15 protein-coding genes, 2 tRNA genes and 3 rRNA genes are annotated in these 20,995 nt (G+C 47.7%); 2 read left to right on the top strand and 18 right to left on the bottom strand.

All coding sequences use genetic code 11. The features are described from left to right. Window positions 1-53: 53 nt before the first annotated feature. The 6 genes from rrf to AAAA73_RS00850 form a co-directional block, all read right to left on the bottom strand. Window positions 54-170, bottom strand: a 5S ribosomal RNA gene (rrf, locus tag AAAA73_RS00875). 252 nt (window positions 171-422) lie between these two features. Next, window positions 423-3,363, bottom strand: a 23S ribosomal RNA gene (locus AAAA73_RS00870). Window positions 3,364-3,486: 123 nt separating this feature from the next. Beyond that, window positions 3,487-3,563 (bottom strand) — tRNA-Ile (locus AAAA73_RS00865). A gap of 155 nt (window positions 3,564-3,718) precedes the next feature. After that, window positions 3,719-5,232, bottom strand: a 16S ribosomal RNA gene (locus AAAA73_RS00860). Together the 16S, 23S and 5S rRNA genes with 2 tRNA genes alongside form the textbook arrangement of a ribosomal RNA operon. A gap of 257 nt (window positions 5,233-5,489) precedes the next feature. After that, window positions 5,490-5,565: transfer RNA gene (locus tag AAAA73_RS00855), tRNA-Ala, on the bottom strand. 154 nt (window positions 5,566-5,719) lie between these two features. Continuing rightward, the gene (locus AAAA73_RS00850) at window positions 5,720-6,235 is read right to left on the bottom strand and encodes a hypothetical protein (protein WP_340596253.1); all 516 of its coding nucleotides are present in this window, start codon (window positions 6,233-6,235) and stop codon (window positions 5,720-5,722) included. A 219-nt stretch (window positions 6,236-6,454) separates the two neighbouring features. On the opposite strand from AAAA73_RS00850, the gene AAAA73_RS00845 reads away from it, so the two are divergent. Continuing rightward, entirely contained in the window at window positions 6,455-6,760 is a 306-nt protein-coding gene (locus AAAA73_RS00845) for a cupin domain-containing protein (protein ID WP_340596252.1), read from the top strand. A gap of 249 nt (window positions 6,761-7,009) precedes the next feature. On the opposite strand, the gene AAAA73_RS00840 is transcribed toward AAAA73_RS00845, so the two are convergent. Further along, a complete protein-coding gene (locus tag AAAA73_RS00840) occupies window positions 7,010-8,329 on the bottom strand; it encodes a replication-associated recombination protein A (protein WP_340596251.1) in 1,320 nt (439 codons plus the stop codon). A gap of 53 nt (window positions 8,330-8,382) precedes the next feature. On the opposite strand from AAAA73_RS00840, the gene AAAA73_RS00835 reads away from it, so the two are divergent. Further along, the gene (locus AAAA73_RS00835; RefSeq protein WP_340596250.1) at window positions 8,383-8,631 is read left to right on the top strand and encodes a hypothetical protein; all 249 of its coding nucleotides are present in this window, start codon (window positions 8,383-8,385) and stop codon (window positions 8,629-8,631) included. A gap of 61 nt (window positions 8,632-8,692) precedes the next feature. On the opposite strand, the gene AAAA73_RS00830 is transcribed toward AAAA73_RS00835, so the two are convergent. The 11 genes from AAAA73_RS00830 to carB form a co-directional block, all read right to left on the bottom strand. Next, window positions 8,693-9,256: a hypothetical protein gene (locus AAAA73_RS00830; RefSeq protein WP_340596249.1), complete on the bottom strand. Its 564-nt coding sequence runs from the start codon at window positions 9,254-9,256 to the stop codon at window positions 8,693-8,695. Between the two features lie 10 nt (window positions 9,257-9,266). Then, window positions 9,267-11,450, bottom strand: a complete 2,184-nt coding sequence (locus tag AAAA73_RS00825; RefSeq protein WP_340596248.1) for a type IV pilus secretin PilQ — start codon at window positions 11,448-11,450, stop codon at window positions 9,267-9,269. 20 nt (window positions 11,451-11,470) lie between these two features. After that, complete coding sequence (locus tag AAAA73_RS00820; protein WP_340596247.1) at window positions 11,471-12,190, bottom strand: pilus assembly protein PilP; 720 nt, start codon at window positions 12,188-12,190, stop codon at window positions 11,471-11,473. Beyond that, on the bottom strand, window positions 12,187-12,777 hold the full coding sequence (gene pilO / locus AAAA73_RS00815) for a type 4a pilus biogenesis protein PilO (protein ID WP_340596246.1): 591 nt from the start codon (window positions 12,775-12,777) through the stop codon (window positions 12,187-12,189). Before pilO ends, AAAA73_RS00820 begins: the two co-directional genes overlap by 4 nt. Continuing rightward, window positions 12,774-13,382: a PilN domain-containing protein gene (locus AAAA73_RS00810; RefSeq protein WP_340596245.1), complete on the bottom strand. Its 609-nt coding sequence runs from the start codon at window positions 13,380-13,382 to the stop codon at window positions 12,774-12,776. Before AAAA73_RS00810 ends, pilO begins: the two co-directional genes overlap by 4 nt. Next, on the bottom strand, window positions 13,379-14,434 hold the full coding sequence (gene pilM / locus AAAA73_RS00805) for a type IV pilus assembly protein PilM (protein ID WP_340596244.1): 1,056 nt from the start codon (window positions 14,432-14,434) through the stop codon (window positions 13,379-13,381). Before pilM ends, AAAA73_RS00810 begins: the two co-directional genes overlap by 4 nt. 127 nt (window positions 14,435-14,561) lie before the next feature. Continuing rightward, the gene (locus AAAA73_RS00800; RefSeq protein ID WP_340596243.1) at window positions 14,562-15,353 is read right to left on the bottom strand and encodes a prepilin peptidase; all 792 of its coding nucleotides are present in this window, start codon (window positions 15,351-15,353) and stop codon (window positions 14,562-14,564) included. After that, window positions 15,346-16,116: an ABC transporter permease gene (locus AAAA73_RS00795; protein ID WP_340596242.1), complete on the bottom strand. Its 771-nt coding sequence runs from the start codon at window positions 16,114-16,116 to the stop codon at window positions 15,346-15,348. The genes AAAA73_RS00800 and AAAA73_RS00795 overlap by 8 nt, the downstream gene beginning before the upstream one ends. Then, the gene (locus tag AAAA73_RS00790) at window positions 16,109-16,852 is read right to left on the bottom strand and encodes an ABC transporter ATP-binding protein (RefSeq protein ID WP_340596241.1); all 744 of its coding nucleotides are present in this window, start codon (window positions 16,850-16,852) and stop codon (window positions 16,109-16,111) included. Before AAAA73_RS00790 ends, AAAA73_RS00795 begins: the two co-directional genes overlap by 8 nt. A gap of 7 nt (window positions 16,853-16,859) precedes the next feature. Beyond that, window positions 16,860-17,756: a phosphate/phosphite/phosphonate ABC transporter substrate-binding protein gene (gene phnD, locus AAAA73_RS00785; protein WP_340596240.1), complete on the bottom strand. Its 897-nt coding sequence runs from the start codon at window positions 17,754-17,756 to the stop codon at window positions 16,860-16,862. Continuing rightward, entirely contained in the window at window positions 17,753-20,947 is a 3,195-nt protein-coding gene (gene carB, locus AAAA73_RS00780) for a carbamoyl-phosphate synthase large subunit (protein ID WP_340596239.1), read from the bottom strand. The genes phnD and carB overlap by 4 nt, the downstream gene beginning before the upstream one ends. Window positions 20,948-20,995 lie beyond the last annotated feature (48 nt).

Raw genomic sequence — 20,995 nt, 5'->3', positions numbered from 1 at the left:
AAAAGACATAAAAAAACCCGATCTGTTTCCAGACCGGGTTTCAAGTAAAAAAGAGCTGGCGTCGTGCTACTCTCCCACATGGTCGCCCATGCAATACCATCGCCGCAAGAGGACTTAACTTCTGAGTTCGGAATGGGATCAGGTGTGGCCCCTCTGCTATAAACACCAGCAAAGCGTTTATTAAAACAAAGATGAAGTACGTTTATACTTCGTCGTTCTTCTTTGCAACTTACTTCCAATACAAATGGAGAAGTTACTTTCTATTTCAGACAACTGAATGATTGATTTAATTGATTTTTAGCGAGTCGTTGTTAGTTCCAAGTTTTAACTCTCTTACTTATTCAGAGAGCTAGTCTCTCGTTCTCATTTAAGAGAAGTCACTGAGACGAAATCTTCGTAACTTAAAGTTAGAAGAATATTTTTTAAAAAAGCCTCACGACCTATTAGTACGGATCAGCTGAATACATTACTGTACTTACACCTTCCGCCTATCAACCTCGTAGTCTCCGAGGAGTCTTTAGGGGGCCGAAGCCCCAGTGAAATCTTATCTTGTAGTCTGCTTCCCGCTTAGATGCTTTCAGCGGTTATCAGTTCCGAACATAGCTACCCTGCATTGCTCTTGGCAGAACAACAGGAACACCAGAGGTTCGTCCATCCCGGTCCTCTCGTACTAAGGACAGGTCTACTCAAATTTCATGCGCCCACAGAAGATAAGGACCAAACTGTCTCACGACGTTCTGAACCCAGCTCGCGTACCACTTTAATTAGCGAACAGCTAAACCCTTGGGACCTGCTCCAGCCCCAGGATGTGATGAGCCGACATCGAGGTGCCAAACTCCATCGTCGATATGGACTCTTGGATGGAATAAGCCTGTTATCCCCGGAGTACCTTTTATCCGTTGAGCGATGGCCCTTCCACGCGGGACCACCGGATCACTTTGGCCTGCTTTCGCACCTGCTCGACTTGTAGGTCTCGCAGTCAAGCCCCCTTATGCCAATGCACTCGACGCCTGGTTTCCAATCAGGCTGAGGGGACCATCGCGCGCCTCCGTTACTTTTTGGGAGGCGACCGCCCCAGTCAAACTGCCCACCAGACAGTGTCCCTCTGCTCGTAAAGAGCAGCAGGTTAGATTTCAAAGGTGCCAAGGGTGGTATTTCAAGGTTGACTCCACAAGGGCTAGCGCCCCTGCTTCAAAGTCTCCCACCTATCCTACACATGCCAACTCTAAAATCACTGCCAAGCTACAGTAAAGGTTCACGGGGTCTTTCCGTCTTTCTGCGGGTACTCGGCATTTTCACCGAGAATTCAATTTCGCGAGGCATTTGGTCGAGACACCGGAGAAGTCGTTACGCCATTCGTGCAGGTCGGAACTTACCCGACAAGGAATTTCGCTACCTTAGGACCGTTATAGTTACGGCCGCCGTTTACTGGGGCTTCGATTCTCAGCTTCGCTTGCGCTAACTAATCCTCTTAACCTTCCAGCACCGGGCAGGCGTCAGTATGTATACTTCGTCTTGAGACTTTGCACATACCTGTGTTTTTGATAAACAGTCGCTACTCCCATTTCTCTGCGACCCGAAAAAGCTTGGGGAGTAAATCCTTACACTCTCGCGGGCACACCTTTTCCCGAAGTTACGGTGTTAAGTTGCCGAGTTCCTTGACCAAAATTCACCCCATCGCCTTAGGATATTCACCCCACTCACCTGAGTCGGTTTACGGTACGAGCTAACAAATCTAAATTTACGAAACTTTTCTTGGATACATGGCTTTTCTCACTTCCGATTCAAAGAATCTCGCATTCACGCCTCAGTGTTATGTGCCGCGGATTTGCCTACGACACCACCTACACGCTTACACCTCAATCCAATAAGAGGCTGAGATAGCCTATACCGTCATTCCTTAAACACAATTTGCTAGGTAACGGAATATTAACCGTTTTGCCATCGATTACGCCACTTGGCCTCATCTTAGGACTCGACTAACCCTGGGAAGATTATCTTTACCCAGGAATCCTTGAGTTTTCGGCGCCCGGGTTTTTCACCCGAGTTCAACGCTACTTATGTCAGCATGATCACTTCTAGTTCGTCCAGCTGTCCTACCGGTCAACCTTCATCCTACGCTAGAACGCTCCCCTACCACTAAAATATAAAATATCTTAATCCAAAGCTTCGGTAACACGCTTAGCCCCGTTGTATCTTCCGCGCAGAGTCACTAGACTAGTGAGCTATTACGCTTTCTTTAAAGGATTGCTGCTTCTAAGCCAACCTCCTAGTTGTCAAAGTAACTCCACAACGTTCTCCACTGAGCGTGCATTTAGGGACCTTAGCTGTTGGTCTGGGCTCTTTCCCTCTCGACGCATGACCTTATCACCCTGCGTCTGCCTGCTGAGGAACATATCTGTGGCATTCGGAGTTTATTTGGGTTTGGTAATCCGGTAAAGACCCCTAGCCCATTCAGTGCTCTACCTCCACGATACTTTTTACTCAACGCTATACCTAAATATATTTCGGGGAGAACCAGCTATCACCCAGTTTGATTGGCCTTTCACCCCTAATCACAGATCATCAAAAGAGTTTTCAACCTCAACTTGTTCGGTCCTCCACGAGGTGTTACCCTCGCTTCAACCTGTCCATGATTAGATCACCGGGTTTCGGGTCTATGCCTGCAAACTAAACGCCCTATTCAGACTCGCTTTCGCTACGACTACACCTTCAACGGCTTAATCTCGCTTGCAAACATAACTCGCTGACTCATTATGCAAAAGGTACGCTATCACCCACGTAAGGGGCTCTAACTGCTTGTAAGCTTACGGTTTCAGTTTCTATTTCACTCCCCTCTCGGGGTTCTTTTCACCTTTCCCTCACGGTACTTGTTCACTATCGGTCACTAAGGAATATTTAGCCTTATGAGGTGGTCCTCACAGATTCCCACAAAATTTCACGTGTTTTGTGGTACTCGGGATGCCGCTAGAGCCATTGAGCATTTCGAACACGGGGCTATCACCCTATCTTGCCAGACTTTCCAGACTGTTGTTCTATACTCTCCGGTCCCACATCGCGGTCCCACGACCCCTCAATCAAATAAATGATTAAGGTTTAGGCTGTTCCCCGTTCGCTCGCCACTACTAGGGGAATCTCGGAATTGATTTCTCTTCCTGAGGGTACTGAGATGTTTCACTTCCCCTCGTTCGCTTCAGACACCTATGTATTCAGTGAATGATACCATAAAATGGTGGGTTTCCCCATTCGGAAATCTCCGGGTCAAAGTGTGTGTGCCACTACCCGAAGCTTATCGCAGCTTACCACGTCCTTCATCGCTTCTTAGTGCCAAGGCATCCACCGTAAGCCCTTTGTAGCTTTAAAAAATGGAACTAACCTCGCTAAAAATCAACTAAATCAATCTATTCAATTGTCAAAGAACGAAAATCGTTCAAGCGTAAAAATCTCTTATTCACCTCTAACAGACCAACTCAATTTGTTGAAAGTTGGTGGGCCAGGGAAGACTCGAACTTCCGACCCCACGCTTATCAAGCGTGTGCTCTAACCAACTGAGCTACTGGCCCATGTTAGATGCGATTAAGAGTTTTCACTCTTTCAAAACTAAACAGCTAGAATAGATTTTTGGGACTCACGCTTCCTCGGGAAGAGGAGCGTTGACCTAAGATTGTGATTGCTTTTTTCAAGACAAGCTTGAAATGCCGATCACCATAATCCTTAGAAAGGAGGTGATCCAGCCGCAGGTTCCCCTACGGCTACCTTGTTACGACTTCACCCCAATCATCGACCATACCTTGGGCGCCTGCCTCCTTGCGGTTAGCGCAGCGACTTCTGGTACAACCAACTTTCATGGTGTGACGGGCGGTGTGTACAAGGCCCGGGAACGTATTCACCGCGGCATTCTGATCCGCGATTACTAGCGATTCCAACTTCATGGTCTCGAGTTGCAGAGACCAATCTGAACTTAGATAGCTTTTCTCCGATTAGCTCCATCTCGCGACTTCGCTTCAGTTTGTGACTACCATTGTAGCACGTGTGTAGCCCTAGGCATAAGGGCCATGAGGACTTGACGTCATCCCCACCTTCCTCCGGTTTAACACCGGCAGTCCATCTAGAGTGCCCAACTTAATGCTGGCAACTAAATGCAGGGGTTGCGCTCGTTGCGGGACTTAACCCAACATCTCACGACACGAGCTGACGACAGCCATGCAGCACCTGTATATCGGCTCTTGCGAGCTACGGCGTTTCCGCCAATATTCCAATATATGTCAAGCCTAGGTAAGGTTCTTCGCGTTGCATCGAATTAAACCACATGCTCCACCGCTTGTGCGGGCCCCCGTCAATTTCTTTGAGTTTTAATCTTGCGACCGTACTCCCCAGGCGGGATACTTAACGCGTTAGCTTCGTCACTGAAGGGGTCAATACCTCCAACAACAAGTATCCATCGTTTATAGCGTGGACTACCAGGGTATCTAATCCTGTTTGATCCCCACGCTTTCGGGTCTGAGTGTCAGTGTGTAGCCAGATAGCCGCCTTCGCCACCGGTATTCCTCTTGATATCTACGTATTTTACCACTACACCAAGAATTCTACTATCCTCTCTACCACTCAAGCTACGCAGTATCAGATGCACTTCTAGGGTTGAGCCCTAGGCTTTCACACCTGACTTACATAGCCACCTACACCCGCTTTACGCCCAATAATTCCGAACAACGCTAGGATCCCTCGTCTTACCGCGGCTGCTGGCACGAAGTTAGCCGATCCTTTCTTGCAGGGTACATTCATTTTTTTATTCCCCTGCGACAGAGCTTTACGACCCGAAGGCCTTCATCACTCACGCGGCGTCGCTGCATCAGAGTTTCCTCCATTGTGCAATATTCCCTACTGCTGCCTCCCGTAGGAGTCTGGACCGTGTCTCAGTTCCAGTGTGACTGATCATCCTCTCAGACCAGTTAAAGATCGTCGCCTTGGTGAGCCATTACCTCACCAACTAGCTAATCTTACGCGGACTCATCTTAGAGCGAAAAACCTTTGACCCCTTGAACCGCAGTTCTTGTGGTCTTATGCGGTATTAGCGAATCTTTCGATTCGTTATCCCCCACTCTAAGGCAGATTATCCACGCGTTACTCACCCGTGCGCCACTAGTACTCACCCGAAAGCTTTCCCCGTTCGACTTGCATGTATTAGGCACGCCGCCAGCGTTTGTTCTGAGCCAGAATCAAACTCTCCAGTTTAAATTCTGAATCTTGCAAACTACTAGCTTTCGCTTGTTGTTTGTTCGAATATTTTTTTTGAAATTGTGTTGAACAATTGCTTGTTCAACTAAGAGCCCAAAAATCTATTTCTTCTAGCTATTCAGTTTTCAAAGAGCGAAACTTAAAATTCACTGCCTTTCAGCAGCGCGAGGAACAGATATTACTCTGTATTTTGTCCTCGTCAATCACTTTTTTATTTTTTCATCATTTCGACGAAAGTCCTAAAAAAGGAAGTTTGGTGGAGGTAACAGGGATCGAACCTGCGGCCTTCTGAATGCAAATCAGACGCTCTCCCAGCTGAGCTATACCCCCTCAAAGTGGGACTGGTTTTCGCCCAGACCCCGAAAAAGGTCAATAGCTTTTTTTCGAATTTTTAATGAGTAGCAGAATTCTGCCTAATAAATAAACGAGGCGGGAGCCTCGTTTTCATCAAAAATCTAATTTAAGTGTATGTTATTACTGATTTTTAGGCGCAGGCTTTTAGTTTAGACGCAAGAAGTCGGTTTAACCACCTACGTTCAGCCGCTAGATCGAAGCCGACCTTTTCGCCGCCGCTAATAATCGCCAAATAGACCTTTTTGAGGATCTCGGTCTCTGTATCGTTGCCGTTATCGGCCCCCAAAGACTCTTCAATCGCCTCAAACACACTCACCAAGTCGGGAGTTGTAACCACTTTAGGGATTCTGGACATATCCAGACCCAAAGTTTCAATCGGCTTAAAGCCAATCAATGTTTCAGTTAACAAGATCTTAGCGCCATTCTTGAAGTTTACCTGCAAGAAAGCCTTACCTTCAGAGTCTGCTCTATGCAGGACTTCATTGATATCCTGAGAGCTAAACGTAAATAATTTTCCATCCAGATCCTGGCGCAATTGCACTCTACCAGTATCATTCATTTTCGCGCGAAGCCCTTTTGAGGAATCGACAAAATTCAAGATGTGATCAAGTTCCGCGTGTGTCGACTTTGATTTAGAATTGCTCAAATTACCCTCCCCGAACTGGGCCTTTCTTTACCATAAAGGTATCGACATCCCAGGAAGGGACTTAACGTCGAATAATTCAATTATTTAGAAACCAGTCTCTTATCCTGTAGCAATTTGATTTTTCCCTCGGGAAGGTGTTTCAAGGCGAGTCAATCGCGGCGTGACTTGTAGTTCATGTTCCGATTTGAGATAACTAAGACAAGATAGAAGAGGCGATTTATGATCATCACAAGATGGCAGGCCCCCCTGGTGCCAAGCAAAACACAAGTACATATGATTCTGGAAGCAGAAGGCCTGGAGCCGTTTGACGAGGTCTACGCCCCTCAAACAAAAATCCCTGACCACCGCCACCCCTTTGCAGAAGTGCGCATCATCGTCTCCGGCGAAATGCTATTCAACATCTCCGGCAACCAATTCGTACTACGCCCCGGCGACCGAGTTGAAATCCCAGCCAACACCAAACACACGCACACATCCCAAGGCACCGAAGAATGCCTCTGCGTCTGCGCCCAAAGAGCAATATAGAAAATAGAAAATCAACAATCGAAAATAGAGTAAGGGGACAACAGTCCCCTTTTTCTTTTTAAAGCCCGCCTGAAAAAAGATCCAAGTAGAGACTTCTCGTCTTGGATTTGGCGGACTGGGAATGCGTGTGCAGCGACCTCCGTGGGCGCAGGAAGCGCGCACCCGCCAAAGGCGGGCCACGGTGAGCCCGGATGGCGTGTCGCGGAACACGCATTCCCAGACCGACAAGGCCAAGCCGAGAGGTCGAACCTAGGACTCCTTGTTTTCGGAGCGGCGCTGTTTCATCCAGGCTAGATACTCGCGAATATTCTTTTCGAACCCGTGAGTTGTAGGCTCATAAAGCTTCTCCCCTTTAAGTTCCTCAGGAAGATAACTTTGTTCTGTCCAGCCCGTCGGATAGTCGTGGGGATATTTGTAGTCTTTCCCGTAGCCCAGATCCTTGGCCAATGCGGTTTTCGAAGAACGCAGGTGCAGCGGCACTGGCAGGGTTTTTGTGGTTTCCACCAAGGCGCGAGCCTTGTGAAGAGCCAGATAGGAAGCGTTTGATTTTGGACAGGACGCCAGATAAGTGGCCACTTGAGAAAGCGTGATCGCCCCCTCTGGCATTCCAATAGCCTCGACCGCCTGCAGACCAGCAATCGCCACTGAAATAGCGCGAGGATCAGCGTTGCTGATGTCCTCCGAGGCCAGAATAATAAGCCGACGAGCGATGAAAACAGGGTCTTCTCCACCGTCAAGCATGCGTGCAAGGTAATAAACAGCCGCATCGGGATCACTGCCCCGAATGCTTTTGATAAATGCTGAAATCACATCGTAATGCATCTCGGAGTTTTTGTCGTAGCCGATGGGGTTTTGTTGAAGCAGCTCCCTCATGTCATTGGTCGAAAGCGGAGACTCCTCCCCGTCTTTCATGAAGCTGTATAAAATCTCGAGACTGTTAATCAGACGACGGGCGTCCCCATCAGAGAATTGCAGCAGATTTTCTATCGCCTCTGGCTGCAACACTTGAGTAAGAGTCTTGGCATACTGTTCTTCAGCACGCTTTACGATGTGCTGTAAGTTCGATTCACTAAGACGCTCGAAAACCACCACGCGGCAACGGCTTAATAAGGCCCGATTTAATTCATAACTGGGATTTTCAGTGGTGGCGCCGACCAATACCAGATCGCCTTTTTCGACGAATGGCAAAAGTACGTCCTGCTGGCCTTTGTTAAAACGATGGATCTCGTCCACGAACAGAATGGTTTTTTGCTGATACTGCAGGCGACGATCACGACCGGCCTCTCCGATTTCACGGAGCGCCTTGGTTCCTGCCTCTGTGGCATTGATATTTTCGAAGTGCGCTTTGAAGTGCTGACTGAGGGCCAAGGCGAAAGTCGTTTTCCCGGTGCCTGGAGGGCCCCAGATTATGAGACTTGGCAGGTAGCCTTTGCGTAGCATTTGCCCCAGTTTAGACTGTACTCCAATGGTCTTTTCCTGACCGATGATCTCATCCAGGTTTTTTGGACGAAGAATTTCGGACAGAGGAGAAGTCGATAGAGATGCGGATGAGGCTGAAAATAGATCCATGGAGGAATCTATAGATCATTTGGCTGCCGAAATCACCTAGATGAGGATAAATTATGAAGAAACGTGTCTATTTCGTATTATTCATTGTTTTAGCCGCCACTGCGGGCATTGCGGCAAATAGTGGCTACCAAAATAAAGCCACAACCTCATTTACGGATGGCTCGACAGTGGAGCTTATTGAAATAACCAGTTCTCGCGGAGTTACCAGTCAATTGGTGCAAATTAAGGACGCATCGGGAGCCGTTTGCTATTCCGTGGCAAATGTCAGCAATAGTGCTCCGGGCTTTTCATGTGTTAAATAAAAGAAAAACGGCTTCAACAATTCTGTCGAAGCCGTTTTATTCAAACTGATTCTGCTACTAACTAGTACTGCGATCCGTAAGTAAAATACGTCGTCGTTGAAAAACCCTGCTGGTCATCTTCGTCATCTGGATCTACCGTATATCCATAAACTTTAATAACCCCGCTGGCAGTAAAGCTTTTGATATTAATGCTGATACCACCGCAGCGTATCGGACAATCGGTCGAAAAACCGCTTGTGCCCGCTGTGATTCTTGCTTCCTTATTGGGATTACCCCACCAATCGGAACTCAATGCTGCCAGCTCCTCGGCACCAAAGTCGCAAACAATTTCAGAACCGTTGGGTGGAGTATAAATAACGTTCACCAAACTTATCACAGTATCTCGTGAACTATCTGCTGATGTGATATTCAGCTTTGAAATTGAAAAATACGCTTCGTCAACATCACTGGTCGCAGTGGTGTTTGTTTCCTGCGCCGTTTTGTTCGCGTAGCAAGAAAAGCCCTTGGACGGAACCGTCCATCTTACAGCGGTTGAAGTCGAGACTTCAACACTCTGCTCAGAGCCACCACACGAAGTAAGGCTGGCTATCGCGATCGAAATTAGAGTCAGACTGATCAGCTTCATATCACCCTCCCTACATTTGATCAGAGTTAGCTGGCGTTACTGCTGGAGTTGTCACTCGCGGAGTCAGGAACACCAAAAGCTCTCTCTTCTCTTTGTTAACAGCTTTCATTTTGAACAGGTTGCCCAGGTACGGAATTTCACGGAACCAAGGAACACCTGTTTCACCATCAGTGGCATCACTTGTGTAGATACCCCCGATAACTGCGGTCTGACCATTCTTAACCAGTACGCGTGTATCTGCCTCACGTGCATCCGTCGAGAACGCCCCGTCACCCTCAGTCGCACCACGGGTTTGACGAGCCACTTTAACTTTCATCATAACAGATCCGTCCACCGTTACCTGAGGAGTAACATCTAAACGCAGTGCCAATGGCTTAAATTGATACGTATCCTGCTGGGAGTTGCCTGTGATCGTCGTTTGCTTGACCGGTACTTCTGTAGTCTGACTAATGTACGCTGTCTCATTGGACATTGTCAGGATACGTGGAGAGGACAAGGTCTTAACTTTCTGCTCAGTTTCAGATAACGACAAGGCCGCTGAAATACTTCCGAAAATGTCCAGAGTACCAACATCCACGGCGAAGTTGAATGCACCCGTCGGAGAGTTTGTCGGATTGATATTGAATCGTGGATTCATCGTCACCGGACCACGCTGAGTATTGCCCAGATTGATCGACTGACCGGAAACGTTCCAGCTGACACCGATCGAGCGCATGAAACGCTCGGAGGCTTCAACGATTTTACCCTCAATCAAGACTTGTGGCGGCTGTGTATCCAGGCTGTGGATCAACTTCGCTGCGCGATCGATGTTTTCTGCGATATCAGTCACAACCAATGAGCTTGTACGTGGGTCGCCTACGACTTTACCACGCTCGCCCAAGAAGTCTTTTAGCTTCTTTTCAAGGTCATCGACTTTTGCGTAACTGATAGAGAACATACGAACTTTCAATGGCTCCAGATTTTTACGAGCCAAAGCCAGTTTATTCGCATCGTCTTCCTCGGAGCGCAAATCAACCAAGGGAGCAATTCTTAGCACGTTGCCCTGGCGCGTATATCCAAGTTTACGTGCTCTCATAAGAACAACCAAAGCCTGATCCCAAGGAACCTGGCGCAGTTTCAAACTGACGCTACCACGAACCTCTTCAGCAATGACCATGTTCACGCCGCTTTCCTCTGTGATCAGATTCAAAGCATCGCGGATATCCATGTTGCTGGTCTCGATGGAGATTTTTTTACCGTAAAACTGCGTATTGCCCGTCAGGAATTCTGTCAGGTTTTGATTTGGCAGAATTTTAGTTTCAGATCCGGCAGTTTGACCTTCCGTCTCTCCCGCTGAAGAATCTGCAGCAACGTTAGTGGCCGCTGTACCGGCAGCAACGATCAGAAGAGAGTTCCCTTCGTTCTGTACTGCTGGCTCAGAGACGCCTTCACGCAATTGAATCACAAAGCGTGCTGTTGTGGATCCTGGGTTTTGATAAGCATCAATTGCGCCCACCGCACCACGAATGTCCTTGGTATTCAATGAACGCTTCAGACGATCCGGAAGAATGGCATTTTCGACTTCGACTATATATTGGTGCAAATCAGGATTTGTACGAGTCGTAAAGTTCAAAGGACGATTTGCCTGAACTACAACTGTCCCGCCATTTTCATTGGATTTAAACTGCAGGTCCGTGATGGTCGCAGGTTTTGCCTGATTATCCGCAACTGGTGATACAACTGGTTCCTGAGAGATTTCCGGCTCTGGTGCTGGAACAGCTGGCTGCTCTGGCATATCCGCGATCTCTGGTTCTGCTGGAGGAGCCATTTCCTCGATAGGTGGCATTTCCACCGGACCTGCATCCGCTTGCGCAGGAGCTTGTTCCGCTGGGGCCGCCGCAGGCGCATCACCTTCAGCCATATTGAATTCGTCCTCAAGATTTCCACCCTGAGCCTGCTCTGTCGGCTGAGCTGGTGCGCTGTCATTTTCGAAATCCGCAAATTCGTCTGTGGAGCCTGAGTCCGCCGGAGCAGCAGCTCCCGAGTCAGCTTCAGCGACAGGTTCATCGGAAATATCATCCAGGCTTAATTCCGCGTTTGCAGAGGAATCAAGGCCATCATCCAATAGCAGATCGTCCTGTGGTGGGCGGCTTGCACACGAGGTAAGAGATGCAATCAATGCAGAGACGATCATTAGTCTAATGAATCCGTTCATTAGTACCTCCCTTAAAGAGATTATTTTTTAAACTCCATGATGCGAGATTCTTTAATTGGCTTGTCTTCATCGAAACGTGTTTCGATAACGACAATCTCACCTTCACGGATAGCCGAAATATATCCATCATTTCGGCCCATTTTTGAGTTCTTAACCACTGTAAACACACCGCCATCTGGATCGCGAACCATGGCACGTGGGGTTCTTACGTCCCACAAAATACCGATGATCTGCAATCTGTCCAGATCCCAACGCTGCAAAGGCTCCAACTGATCCACTGGAACTTCTTTGCGGCTGACTTTAATAACTCTAAACGGCTTGAACGGATCGCGCTTGCCATTTGGATCATATACATAGCTGTCTTTAGACAGCATATCCCCGATTGAAGGAGCTGCCGGTGCTGTCACCGCATCACCCATTGGCATTGGCTCCTGAGGGAAGTCAGCTGGAGCTGGTGCCGGAATTGCCGGCGGTGCCGTTTGCGTATTGGCAGGCGGAACATTTGGCGGAGGAGCCGGTGGCGGTGCTCCGCCTGGCGGCGCCTGATTTACTTCGTTCATAAACTCAGGAGGCAAGTCTCCATTGTTGGGCCCTGCAGCGGGAGGTCCCGGAGGCTGTTCCATGGGAGGCTGCTCTTGAGAGTATGCCGGAGACATGAACTTAGCGCTGACAGCGAATGCCAGCCAAAGCCCCAATGCGGCAACTATAATGTAAGACATAATCCATCTTACTGATTTCACTGCGCCGTCTCCGTTTTTTCTTTTTCAGGAGCAAGTTTATAACCCACAACCTGACCTTCAAATTTCAACTTCTTGGTCGGATCTGCATCCGACTGTTCTGTAATTACAATGTTCTTCACGCGTGCCATACGCTCCGAGGAGGACACGAGTGATACAAATTGCGCCAGCTGTGCGTAGCTGCCCTCTAAAGTCACGTCCACAGGAACTTCTTCAACGACTTCGCGTTTGATATTTTCCGTTGGCTTTTTGATTTTAACACTGACACCCGCGCCGCGCGCAAAACCGTCAATGGCCTTATTGATATCAATGGAAAACAACACCGTGGGCAATCGACGTGAAATCTCCTGATATTGCTGACTGAGGCGCCCCAGCTTTTCACGCATTTCATTAACTTGTTTCAAAGTGGCGTCAGTGTCTTTCTTTTTGGCTTCCTGCTCTTGCACCTGTTGCTGAACACCGGCGATCTGCGCCTGAAGAGCAGAACCGTCATCGTACAACGTGAAGTAAAATACCGCACAAAGCAGAATACCTAAACCGAAAGCCTTCCCGTAAGTATATGTGGCAAGTGTTTCGAAGAACTTATTCATTGTGCTCTCTCCAAAACCGCGCTGATTTCAAATTTCTTTAAAATCATTCCATCCACAGTTACTTCCGTGGAACTGACCAAATTCACATCCATCAGGAAAACCGACTTCGTCAAAGCTTCCAAAAACTGCGACACTTCAAAATCACTCAGACCCAATCCCTGGACATTCATTTTTTCCGGATTCAAGTTCACTTGGGTCAGCCATGCTTTTTCTGGAATTACCTGCTGCAAAAGATCCATGACGCGAATTTCGCGATAACGATCTCTGGAGATTTTATCAAGAGCGGAAATACGGGCCTCAATGATGGCTTCGTCTTCCTTGAACTTTTTAATCTCTGCCACGGATGCAGCCTGCTTGGCATTGTATTCTTCAAGCTCTCGAAGAGTGGTCTGCATAGTCGACAACTGCGCTTGCAGCTGGGGAATGTGCTGTTCTTGATAAACATAGAGACCAATAACCGGAATTAGCGCAACCACCAGTCTCTTGATGGCTTCCTTGCGGGTTTCATCGGTAATAAGGATTTCACCCCCATCACCATCGCCAAATTGAGAGCCAAGTGCCGCATTCGTCCCTACTGCAGGAGAGGCCAGATTAATTTTAATCACGTGCCATCCCCTTCCTGACGAAGCGCCAATCCGGTAACGACACCCGCAAAGTTGCGGATCTGCGCCAGATACTCTGGGGAGAACTTCTTGGGATTGGCCTTGATTTTGGCAAACGGGTTGAATGGCTCCATTGGAATACCAGTCACACGCGTGATCGTTTCAACCAAGCCGGAAGTTTGTGAACTGCCGCCTGTATAGAAACAACGATTCAAAGTCAGACCATTTGTAGTTGCACTCAGAAAGTCCAAACTGCTGCGAATTTCTTCGGTGACAGCTTCGTTGGTGGCACTGATCACACTGTGCACATCATCTGGAACATCACGACGGGAAACAGCACTGAGCTTCAATGCTTCCGCCTCGCCCACTGTGACACCCATCGCTTTGTGAATTTCATTTGTATAGTTGGCGCCACCAACCGGAATATCACGACAGAAAATAATTTCGCCGTACTGAAGCACAACGAAGTTCGTAATCGAAGCACCAAAGTTCAAAATACCGATAACTTCGCCGGTGAATTTTCCGTAATTCGCCTCAAAGGAGTTAGCCAGAGCAAAGCCGCTGACATCCAGAATAGAGCATTTCAATGCACTGAACTCGATGACTTGTGTGTACTGGGTCACCAATTCATTTTGGGCGGCAATCAATAGAATATCCATTGTATCCGGAGAAACGCTGGTCGGAAGAATGTGATGGGCCAAGCTGATATTATTGATATCAAACGGAATGTATTGCTCGGCCTCGAAGCGAATTTGATCCTTAACCAACTTCTTGTCCATTTTTGGTATTGTGATTTTCTTGACGATAACCGCAGTTCCCCACATGGCCGTGGCAATGTTTTTTCGCTTGGATTTAACTTCGTTGATCAGATTCTGAATAGCTATACCAACTGATGCGATATCAACTATTTCGCCGCCAGAAACGGAACTTGGAGGAGTGGGAACGATACCAAAGGAGAGCAGCTGGGCTCCCTTTCCACTCACGTCCATTTCGGCTAATTTAATGGAACTCGTACCGATGTCGAGTCCGATTACTTTTTTCGATTTAAAAAACATTCTTTAGCTGCTTCCCCAGTTGAACCACTTCGATGTCTTTTTAAAGACTTACGTCTTTAGACGCAGGTCTAACATAGTAAATTATTTCTGCTTGGGAATGGAATGTCAAACCAGGGGTCTAGCGACTTTAGCTTAATCCAGGAAGAAAAAGGTCCAGGTACCACAATGCTATCGTCTGGCCGCCAAACAAATACAATATCGCACCTAGGGCGAGGTAAGGTCCGAACGGAATTACAGTCTTTAGTCCTGCTTTTTGTTTTCTGGCGGCAACGATACCAACAACACTTCCGATGATGGCCGATGACATAATCACAAACGGAATGGCCTGCCATCCAACGATGGCACCGATCCAAGCCAGGAGTTTGATGTCTCCGCCCCCCATACCTTCCTGTTTGGTGAAGATCCAATATAGGTAAGCCATGCCCCACAAAAATCCCCCGCCCATCAACACACCAAATAGTGCATCCAGGAATTCACGTTGAGGATTCAATGCGGCCCCGACCAAACCAATCACGATACCGGAAAGTGTGAACTCATCCGGCAAAATCATATGATCCAGATCAATAAATGTACAAATCACCAAACCGAAAACAAACAATAGATATTCAATCAGTGACCAGGAAATACCTGCATAGTGATAACAAAGCGCAAATAGTACGCCCATGATGATTTCAACCAACGGATAGCGGAAAGAGAACTTGGCACCGCATTTACGGCATTTTCCACGCAGGATAAACCAGCTAAAAATCGGAATATTGTCATACCATGCGATCTGCGTTTTGCAGCTGTAGCAATAGCTGCGTGGCTTAACGACACTTTCCTCGCGAGGCAGACGATAAATAACGACATTTCCAAAGCTGCCTAGCAAAGCACCAAAAACGAAGAAAACGATATAATAGAAGGTATCCAAACTAGACAATGTCTTTTCTCCTGAAACAGAAGTTTGTCAAAAGGACATAGATAACGAACCAACCCGTCATATGGGCCACCATCCACATAACATCTTTCGCCGGCAATCCGCTTTGCAGATAGTACGCCGACTTCCAATTCATGCGGTAAAGATTAGGTACAATCCAGTGAAGTCCTTCAACTATCTGAGTGAACATGGGTTCCTTGCTTTTTGCAGCAAAGAAAGCCAGATCTCCCAACCAATGTCCCAATAAGAACAGAACAATCCCCGCACACAATGCCAATACAGGACGCACGACAAGGCTGAACCACATCACAAAAGCCAAAATCACCGAGCTTTCAAACCATAAGCTTAAACAGATTTCAGCAAAACCTATGAATTGCTCCGGCGTTTTCCAAATCCCCAGCAACACCGACAAAATAAGAGCCAGGATCCCCAGTAGAATCGTATTCAGTGCCAAAACCCCGAACAATTTGCCCAGAATAAACTGATTGCGAGTCACTGGACGGGACAAAATCAGCAGGCAAGTTTGCTTTTCAACCTCTTTGGCGATGATGTACGAGCCCGAAAAAAGGGCTATCCCCAGAAGGGCCAACTGCACACCCAGGAAACCAAAATCCGCCATGATTTTAATTTGTTCGGCAAATGAAAGCGCGCCCAACAGGAAGCTAAGCGCAATCATCAAAACAGCAATGACAATAACCACGAAGAAGATCTTTTCACGCAACATTTCACGCAAAGTCGTCTTTGCCAGAGTCCATACCTTAGACATTGCCAGCCTCACGATTCTTAAGCACCTGGAAGGCTTTTTCCAAGCTTTGAAACTCCGCCATAAACTGAGGAAGAGCCCCTTCATAGATAATTTTGCCTTTATTCACCACCACTAGACGGGAACACAATTCCTCCATGTCCTGAAGTAAATGGCTGCTGAAGAAAAGGGTGACCCCACGCTTTTGCTCTTCGCGCAGAATATCCTTCACCAATGCACGGCCATCGGGATCCAATCCCGACATGGGCTCATCCAAAATCAAAAGATCCGGACGGGTCAGAATAGCCTGTGCGATCCCCGCTCTTTGCAGCATCCCTTTGGAGTAGGTACGCAATCTGCGGTCACGGGCATCAAACAAGTCCACTTTTTTTAGGGCTTCGTGGGCTCTTTCGATAAAGTCTTTCTGAGTCAGACCATAACAAAGATTCCAATGAAGTCGCAAAAATTCCATCCCCGTCAAAAACTCATACAAATAAGGGCGCTCGGGCAAATACCCGATACGAGTTTTGGATTCACTGCTTAAAGGGGCACCAAAGAAATCGATTCGTCCGCTGTCGGGACGAATAAAGTCGAAGATGCATTTAATGGTGGTGGTTTTTCCTGCTCCGTTACTTCCGACGAAACCGGTCGTCTGACCTTCTGGAAGTTGAAAGGAAACATTTTGCAATACGTGGCGATCTTTTTCGAAAAGCCCGCCCTTGAAAGTCTTATTTAAATTTTCAACAAGAAGTACTGACATTGATGCATTAAGGTTTCAGCTCAATATTCAAAGCTTTCACCATCTCCCTCACAGGATCATACTGTTTAGAGGTGGCTGGCATCAAGTCACGAGAACCCAAAATTTCAGAATAAGTGTTTTTATCCGCTGTTTGTTCCAGGATTTCAATCAAGGCAAACATCATATCATGGGTGACCTTGGGATATTCGTCATAAAAATCCTGCCGTACGCAGAAAGGATCATTGGGAATAGGCTGACTCATCCAAATGACTCTGAACTTATTCTTGGTGTCAGCAAATTTAATCCAGGCCCCTTGCTTCCCCTGCTCGTCGTCGCTGAACACTGCCGCCGCGTCGACCTCATTGGACTCAAGTGCTTTGATGGAAGCCTGGTGATTACCAGTAAACTGGACCTTCAAATCCTTTTCTTCCAGGCCTTGCTTACGAATTTCCACTTTTGGATATAGATATCCCGAGGAGGATTGCTCGTCGACAAAAGCAATTCTATTGCCCTTCAGATCCTTCACATTTTTTATTTTGGATTTAGCCGGAACTATTATCGCCGAATAGTAGTACGGCTCCTGCCAAACCTTTTTCAGCAAAACTTTGGCCTGCGCCTGTTTTTCCGCCAATACAAAAGTTGATGAAGAGAAGAACGCGAAGTCCACTTTCTTGCTTTTCATTGCATCAACAAGCCCGGTGTAGTTCTTGGAAATATACATTGTCACTGGAATGCGCAACCGTGTCTGCAGCTCCCGAGCCAAAGCCATGCCTTGCTCGGCTTCCTTTTTAGGATCACCACCGGGAATCATCCCGATGGTCAGTTGCGCTGGAGTTTTATCTGCGGCCTGAGTTACTGAACAAACCGCCATGGTCGCAAGGACGCAGAACACTGCATTGCCAAACATTCGTGAAAATGAAATCAAAAGGCCTCCATCGAAGGTAACGCTTCGACTGATGATGACTCATTTCTGGTGTTTTTCAAAGCAAGAACAAAGGCTTCAGCGGCATCACTCTCGGTCAGGCACGGAATATTGTAGTCCGTACAAGCTCGACGAATGTCGAAGCTGGCCTCGATCGCACGACGACCCGAGGTGGTGTTGATCACGAAGGCCACTTCGCCTGAGCGAATTTTATCCACGCAGTGAGGACGTCCCTCATCGACTTTTCTTAATGACAGACAGTTCACACCTTTATCATTAAAGAAAGCCGCCGTTCCTGTCGTCGCCGAAACTCCGTATCCCATTCTTTGCAGTTCGCGAACCAGAGGCAACATGGCTTCTTTGTCCTTGTCCCGCAAAGAAAAGAAAACCTGACCCGTTTTCGGAAGTCTTATGTTACTTGATAAGAACGCTTTACATAGCGCTTCGGAATAGTCCTTCCCGCGCCCCATGCTTTCCCCGGTTGATTTCATTTCAGGCCCAAGGATGGAATCTGACTCCGGGAACTTCTTGAATGGGAACACAACACCTTTCACTGAAACTGTGTTTGTATTTCTCCACTTCAAATTACCCAGATTCAATTCGCTCGCCTTCTTGCCCAGCATCGCTGCGACACCAAGATCAATCAGCGGAATGCCAGTTGCTTTGGCTACGAATGGAACTGAACGCGAGCTGCGAGGATTCGCTTCAAGCATATAGACGATGTCATTCTTAACTGCCAACTGAAGATTCAAATGCCCGATAACGCCAATGCGATTCGCCAATTGAATGCTAAGTTGTTCGATACGGTCACAAGTTTCATTTTTCAAACGATGAGGCGGCAATACACCCATGGAGTCCCCGGAGTGAACGCCTGCAGCCTCGATATGCTCGACGACTCCACCGATCAGAGTCCAATCCACCCCGCGCACCAAATCCACATCGACTTCAAGTGCGCCAGCCAGGAACTGATCCATCATGCATGGCTTTTCAGTGGAAATATAATCCCCATGTCGCTGAAAGTATGAAATCAATTCATCACGGTTCTCGATCACTTCCATGCGGCGTCCACCCAGGACATAGCTAGGGCGACAGATCATTGGATATCCGACTTGGTTCTCGCTGGCCAGAGCTTCTGTCAACGATCCCGCCATGGCGGAGTTTGGAATTTCAAAATTCAATTCTTTGCAAATTTTCGTGAACAAGCCACGGTCTTCTGCAAGATCGATAGTCTGCAAGGAAGATCCAAGTAACTGATAACCTGCAGCCACCAAATCCGGAGCCACATTGATGGGCGTCTGGCCACCCAATTGAGCAACAAAACCATACGGTTTCATGAAACGCATGATTTCGATCAAGCTTTCTGAAGTCAGCGGCTCAAAAAACAAGACATCCGAAGTGTCGTAGTCAGTGGAAACCGTTTCAGGATTGGAATTCACCATGATCACTTTTTTGCCGTTTTTGCGGAATGCTTTCACACCGCGAACACAGCTATAATCAAATTCGATCCCCTGCCCAATGCGATTCGGACCGCTGCCGATCACAACCACAGCATCTTTCGCAACAACTTGGGCCGACTCTTGTGCCCAGTAAGTTGAATAGAAATACGGCGTCGATGACTCGAATTCCCCGGCACAAGTGTCAACTTGTGAGTATTTTGGAAACATTTGGTGCTTTTCACGCAAGGTCTGAATGAACTTTGCACTCTGGCCCAGCAGACTTGCAAGTCGCGCATCTGTAAACCCCTTGCGCTTAGCTGCCAACAATAGTTCCGTGTTGCTTTCGCTAAATTCGTTTTTGAACTTATTTTCGAACTTAATCAGACTCTCAACTTGCTCCAGGAAGTACGGAATAATACCCGTAAGATCCTGAATCTCAGCCACGGTTTTACCATCGCGGAACGCTTGGAAAAGATGATAGATACGGTGACTATTTGGATAAGAAATCTTACCAGTCTCCAGGATGACCTCGGGAATCGCCTGTGGATTGGCCTCGAGACTTGCCAAGGCCTTCATCATCGATTCCTGCAGCGTACGACCGATTCCCATGACTTCACCGACGCTTTTCATTTGCGTGGTCAATGAATCCTTCGAGCCTTGGAATTTTTCAAAAGCGAAACGCGGAATTTTTGTAACGACGTAGTCCAGTGCCGGCTCATAACACGACGGCGTCACTTGAGTGATGTCATTTTTCAATTCTTCCAGGCTGTAGCCGATCGACAGAAGCGCCGCAATTTTTGCGATCGGGAAGCCGGTCGCCTTGCTGGCAAGTGCCGATGAACGACTTACCCGTGGGTTCATTTCGATCACCACACGCTCGTGAGTCGTGGGATGAACCGCAAACTGAATATTAGCCCCACCTGTTTGAATTCCCACTTCATTGATGATCTTGCAGGCCTCATCACGCATCGCCTGATACTGACGATCGCTCAAAGTTTGCTGAGGAGCTACGGTAATACTGTCACCCGTATGCACGCCGCAAGGATCAAAGTTTTCAATAGAGCAAACCACAACGAAGGAACCTTTGTAGTCACGCATGACCTCCAGTTCATATTCCTTCCAGCCCAGAATGCTTTCTTCGACCAGAACTTCTGATGTCGGGCTTTCATGAAGAGCACCCACCAGCATGCTTTGATATTCTTCCGGCGAGTAGGCAATGCCTCCGCCGCCACCGCCCAATGTGTAATTTGGACGAAGGATCAAGGGGTAACCCAAATCATCGGCTACTTGTAAACCATGTTCGAAAGTACGCACCAGATGACTTTTTGGATACTTGGCGCCGATTTTATCAAGAAGTCCGCGGAATATCTCGCGATCCTCTCCGGCTTTGATCACTTGGGGTGTCGCCCCCAGCAGTTGAACTTTATACTTCTGTAGAATGCCTTTGCCATGCAGATCCAAGGCAAGATTCAGTGCTGTTTGACCGCCCAGAGTGGGAATAACCGCATCAGGCATTTCTTTGGCGATGATCTTTTCCAGATAGTCGACCTTAAGAGGCTCAACGTATACGCGTGTGGCAATTTCGGGATCCGTCATGATTGTCGCTGGATTTGAGTTAACCAGGATGACTTCCAATCCCTCATTCATCAGGGCCTTACAGGCCTGAGTGCCGGAGTAATCGAACTCACAGGCTTGTCCAATCACGATCGGTCCGGATCCAATAATCAAAACCTTTTTAATGTCGGACTTACGTGGCACTCTATCCCCCTTGCGAAAATACAATTTATCAAAACCTAAGCAAAAAAA

It is taken from the genome of Bdellovibrio sp. GT3 (assembly GCF_037996765.1).
GTDB lineage: Bacteria > Bdellovibrionota > Bdellovibrionia > Bdellovibrionales > Bdellovibrionaceae > Bdellovibrio.
This window is presented reverse-complemented; position numbering and strand designations above follow the sequence as displayed.

Coding starts and splice junctions, on each gene's coding strand:
- AAAA73_RS00825 (WP_340596248.1), bottom strand. CDS start 11,450: ATGAACGGATTCATTAGACTAATGATCGTCTCTGCATTGATTGCATCT.
- AAAA73_RS00840 (WP_340596251.1), bottom strand. CDS start 8,329: ATGGATCTATTTTCAGCCTCATCCGCATCTCTATCGACTTCTCCTCTG.
- AAAA73_RS00835 (WP_340596250.1), top strand. CDS start 8,383: ATGAAGAAACGTGTCTATTTCGTATTATTCATTGTTTTAGCCGCCACT.
- AAAA73_RS00795 (WP_340596242.1), bottom strand. CDS start 16,116: ATGTCTAAGGTATGGACTCTGGCAAAGACGACTTTGCGTGAAATGTTG.
- AAAA73_RS00830 (WP_340596249.1), bottom strand. CDS start 9,256: ATGAAGCTGATCAGTCTGACTCTAATTTCGATCGCGATAGCCAGCCTT.
- AAAA73_RS00845 (WP_340596252.1), top strand. CDS start 6,455: ATGATCATCACAAGATGGCAGGCCCCCCTGGTGCCAAGCAAAACACAA.
- pilO (WP_340596246.1), bottom strand. CDS start 12,777: ATGAATAAGTTCTTCGAAACACTTGCCACATATACTTACGGGAAGGCT.
- pilM (WP_340596244.1), bottom strand. CDS start 14,434: ATGTTTTTTAAATCGAAAAAAGTAATCGGACTCGACATCGGTACGAGT.
- AAAA73_RS00790 (WP_340596241.1), bottom strand. CDS start 16,852: ATGTCAGTACTTCTTGTTGAAAATTTAAATAAGACTTTCAAGGGCGGG.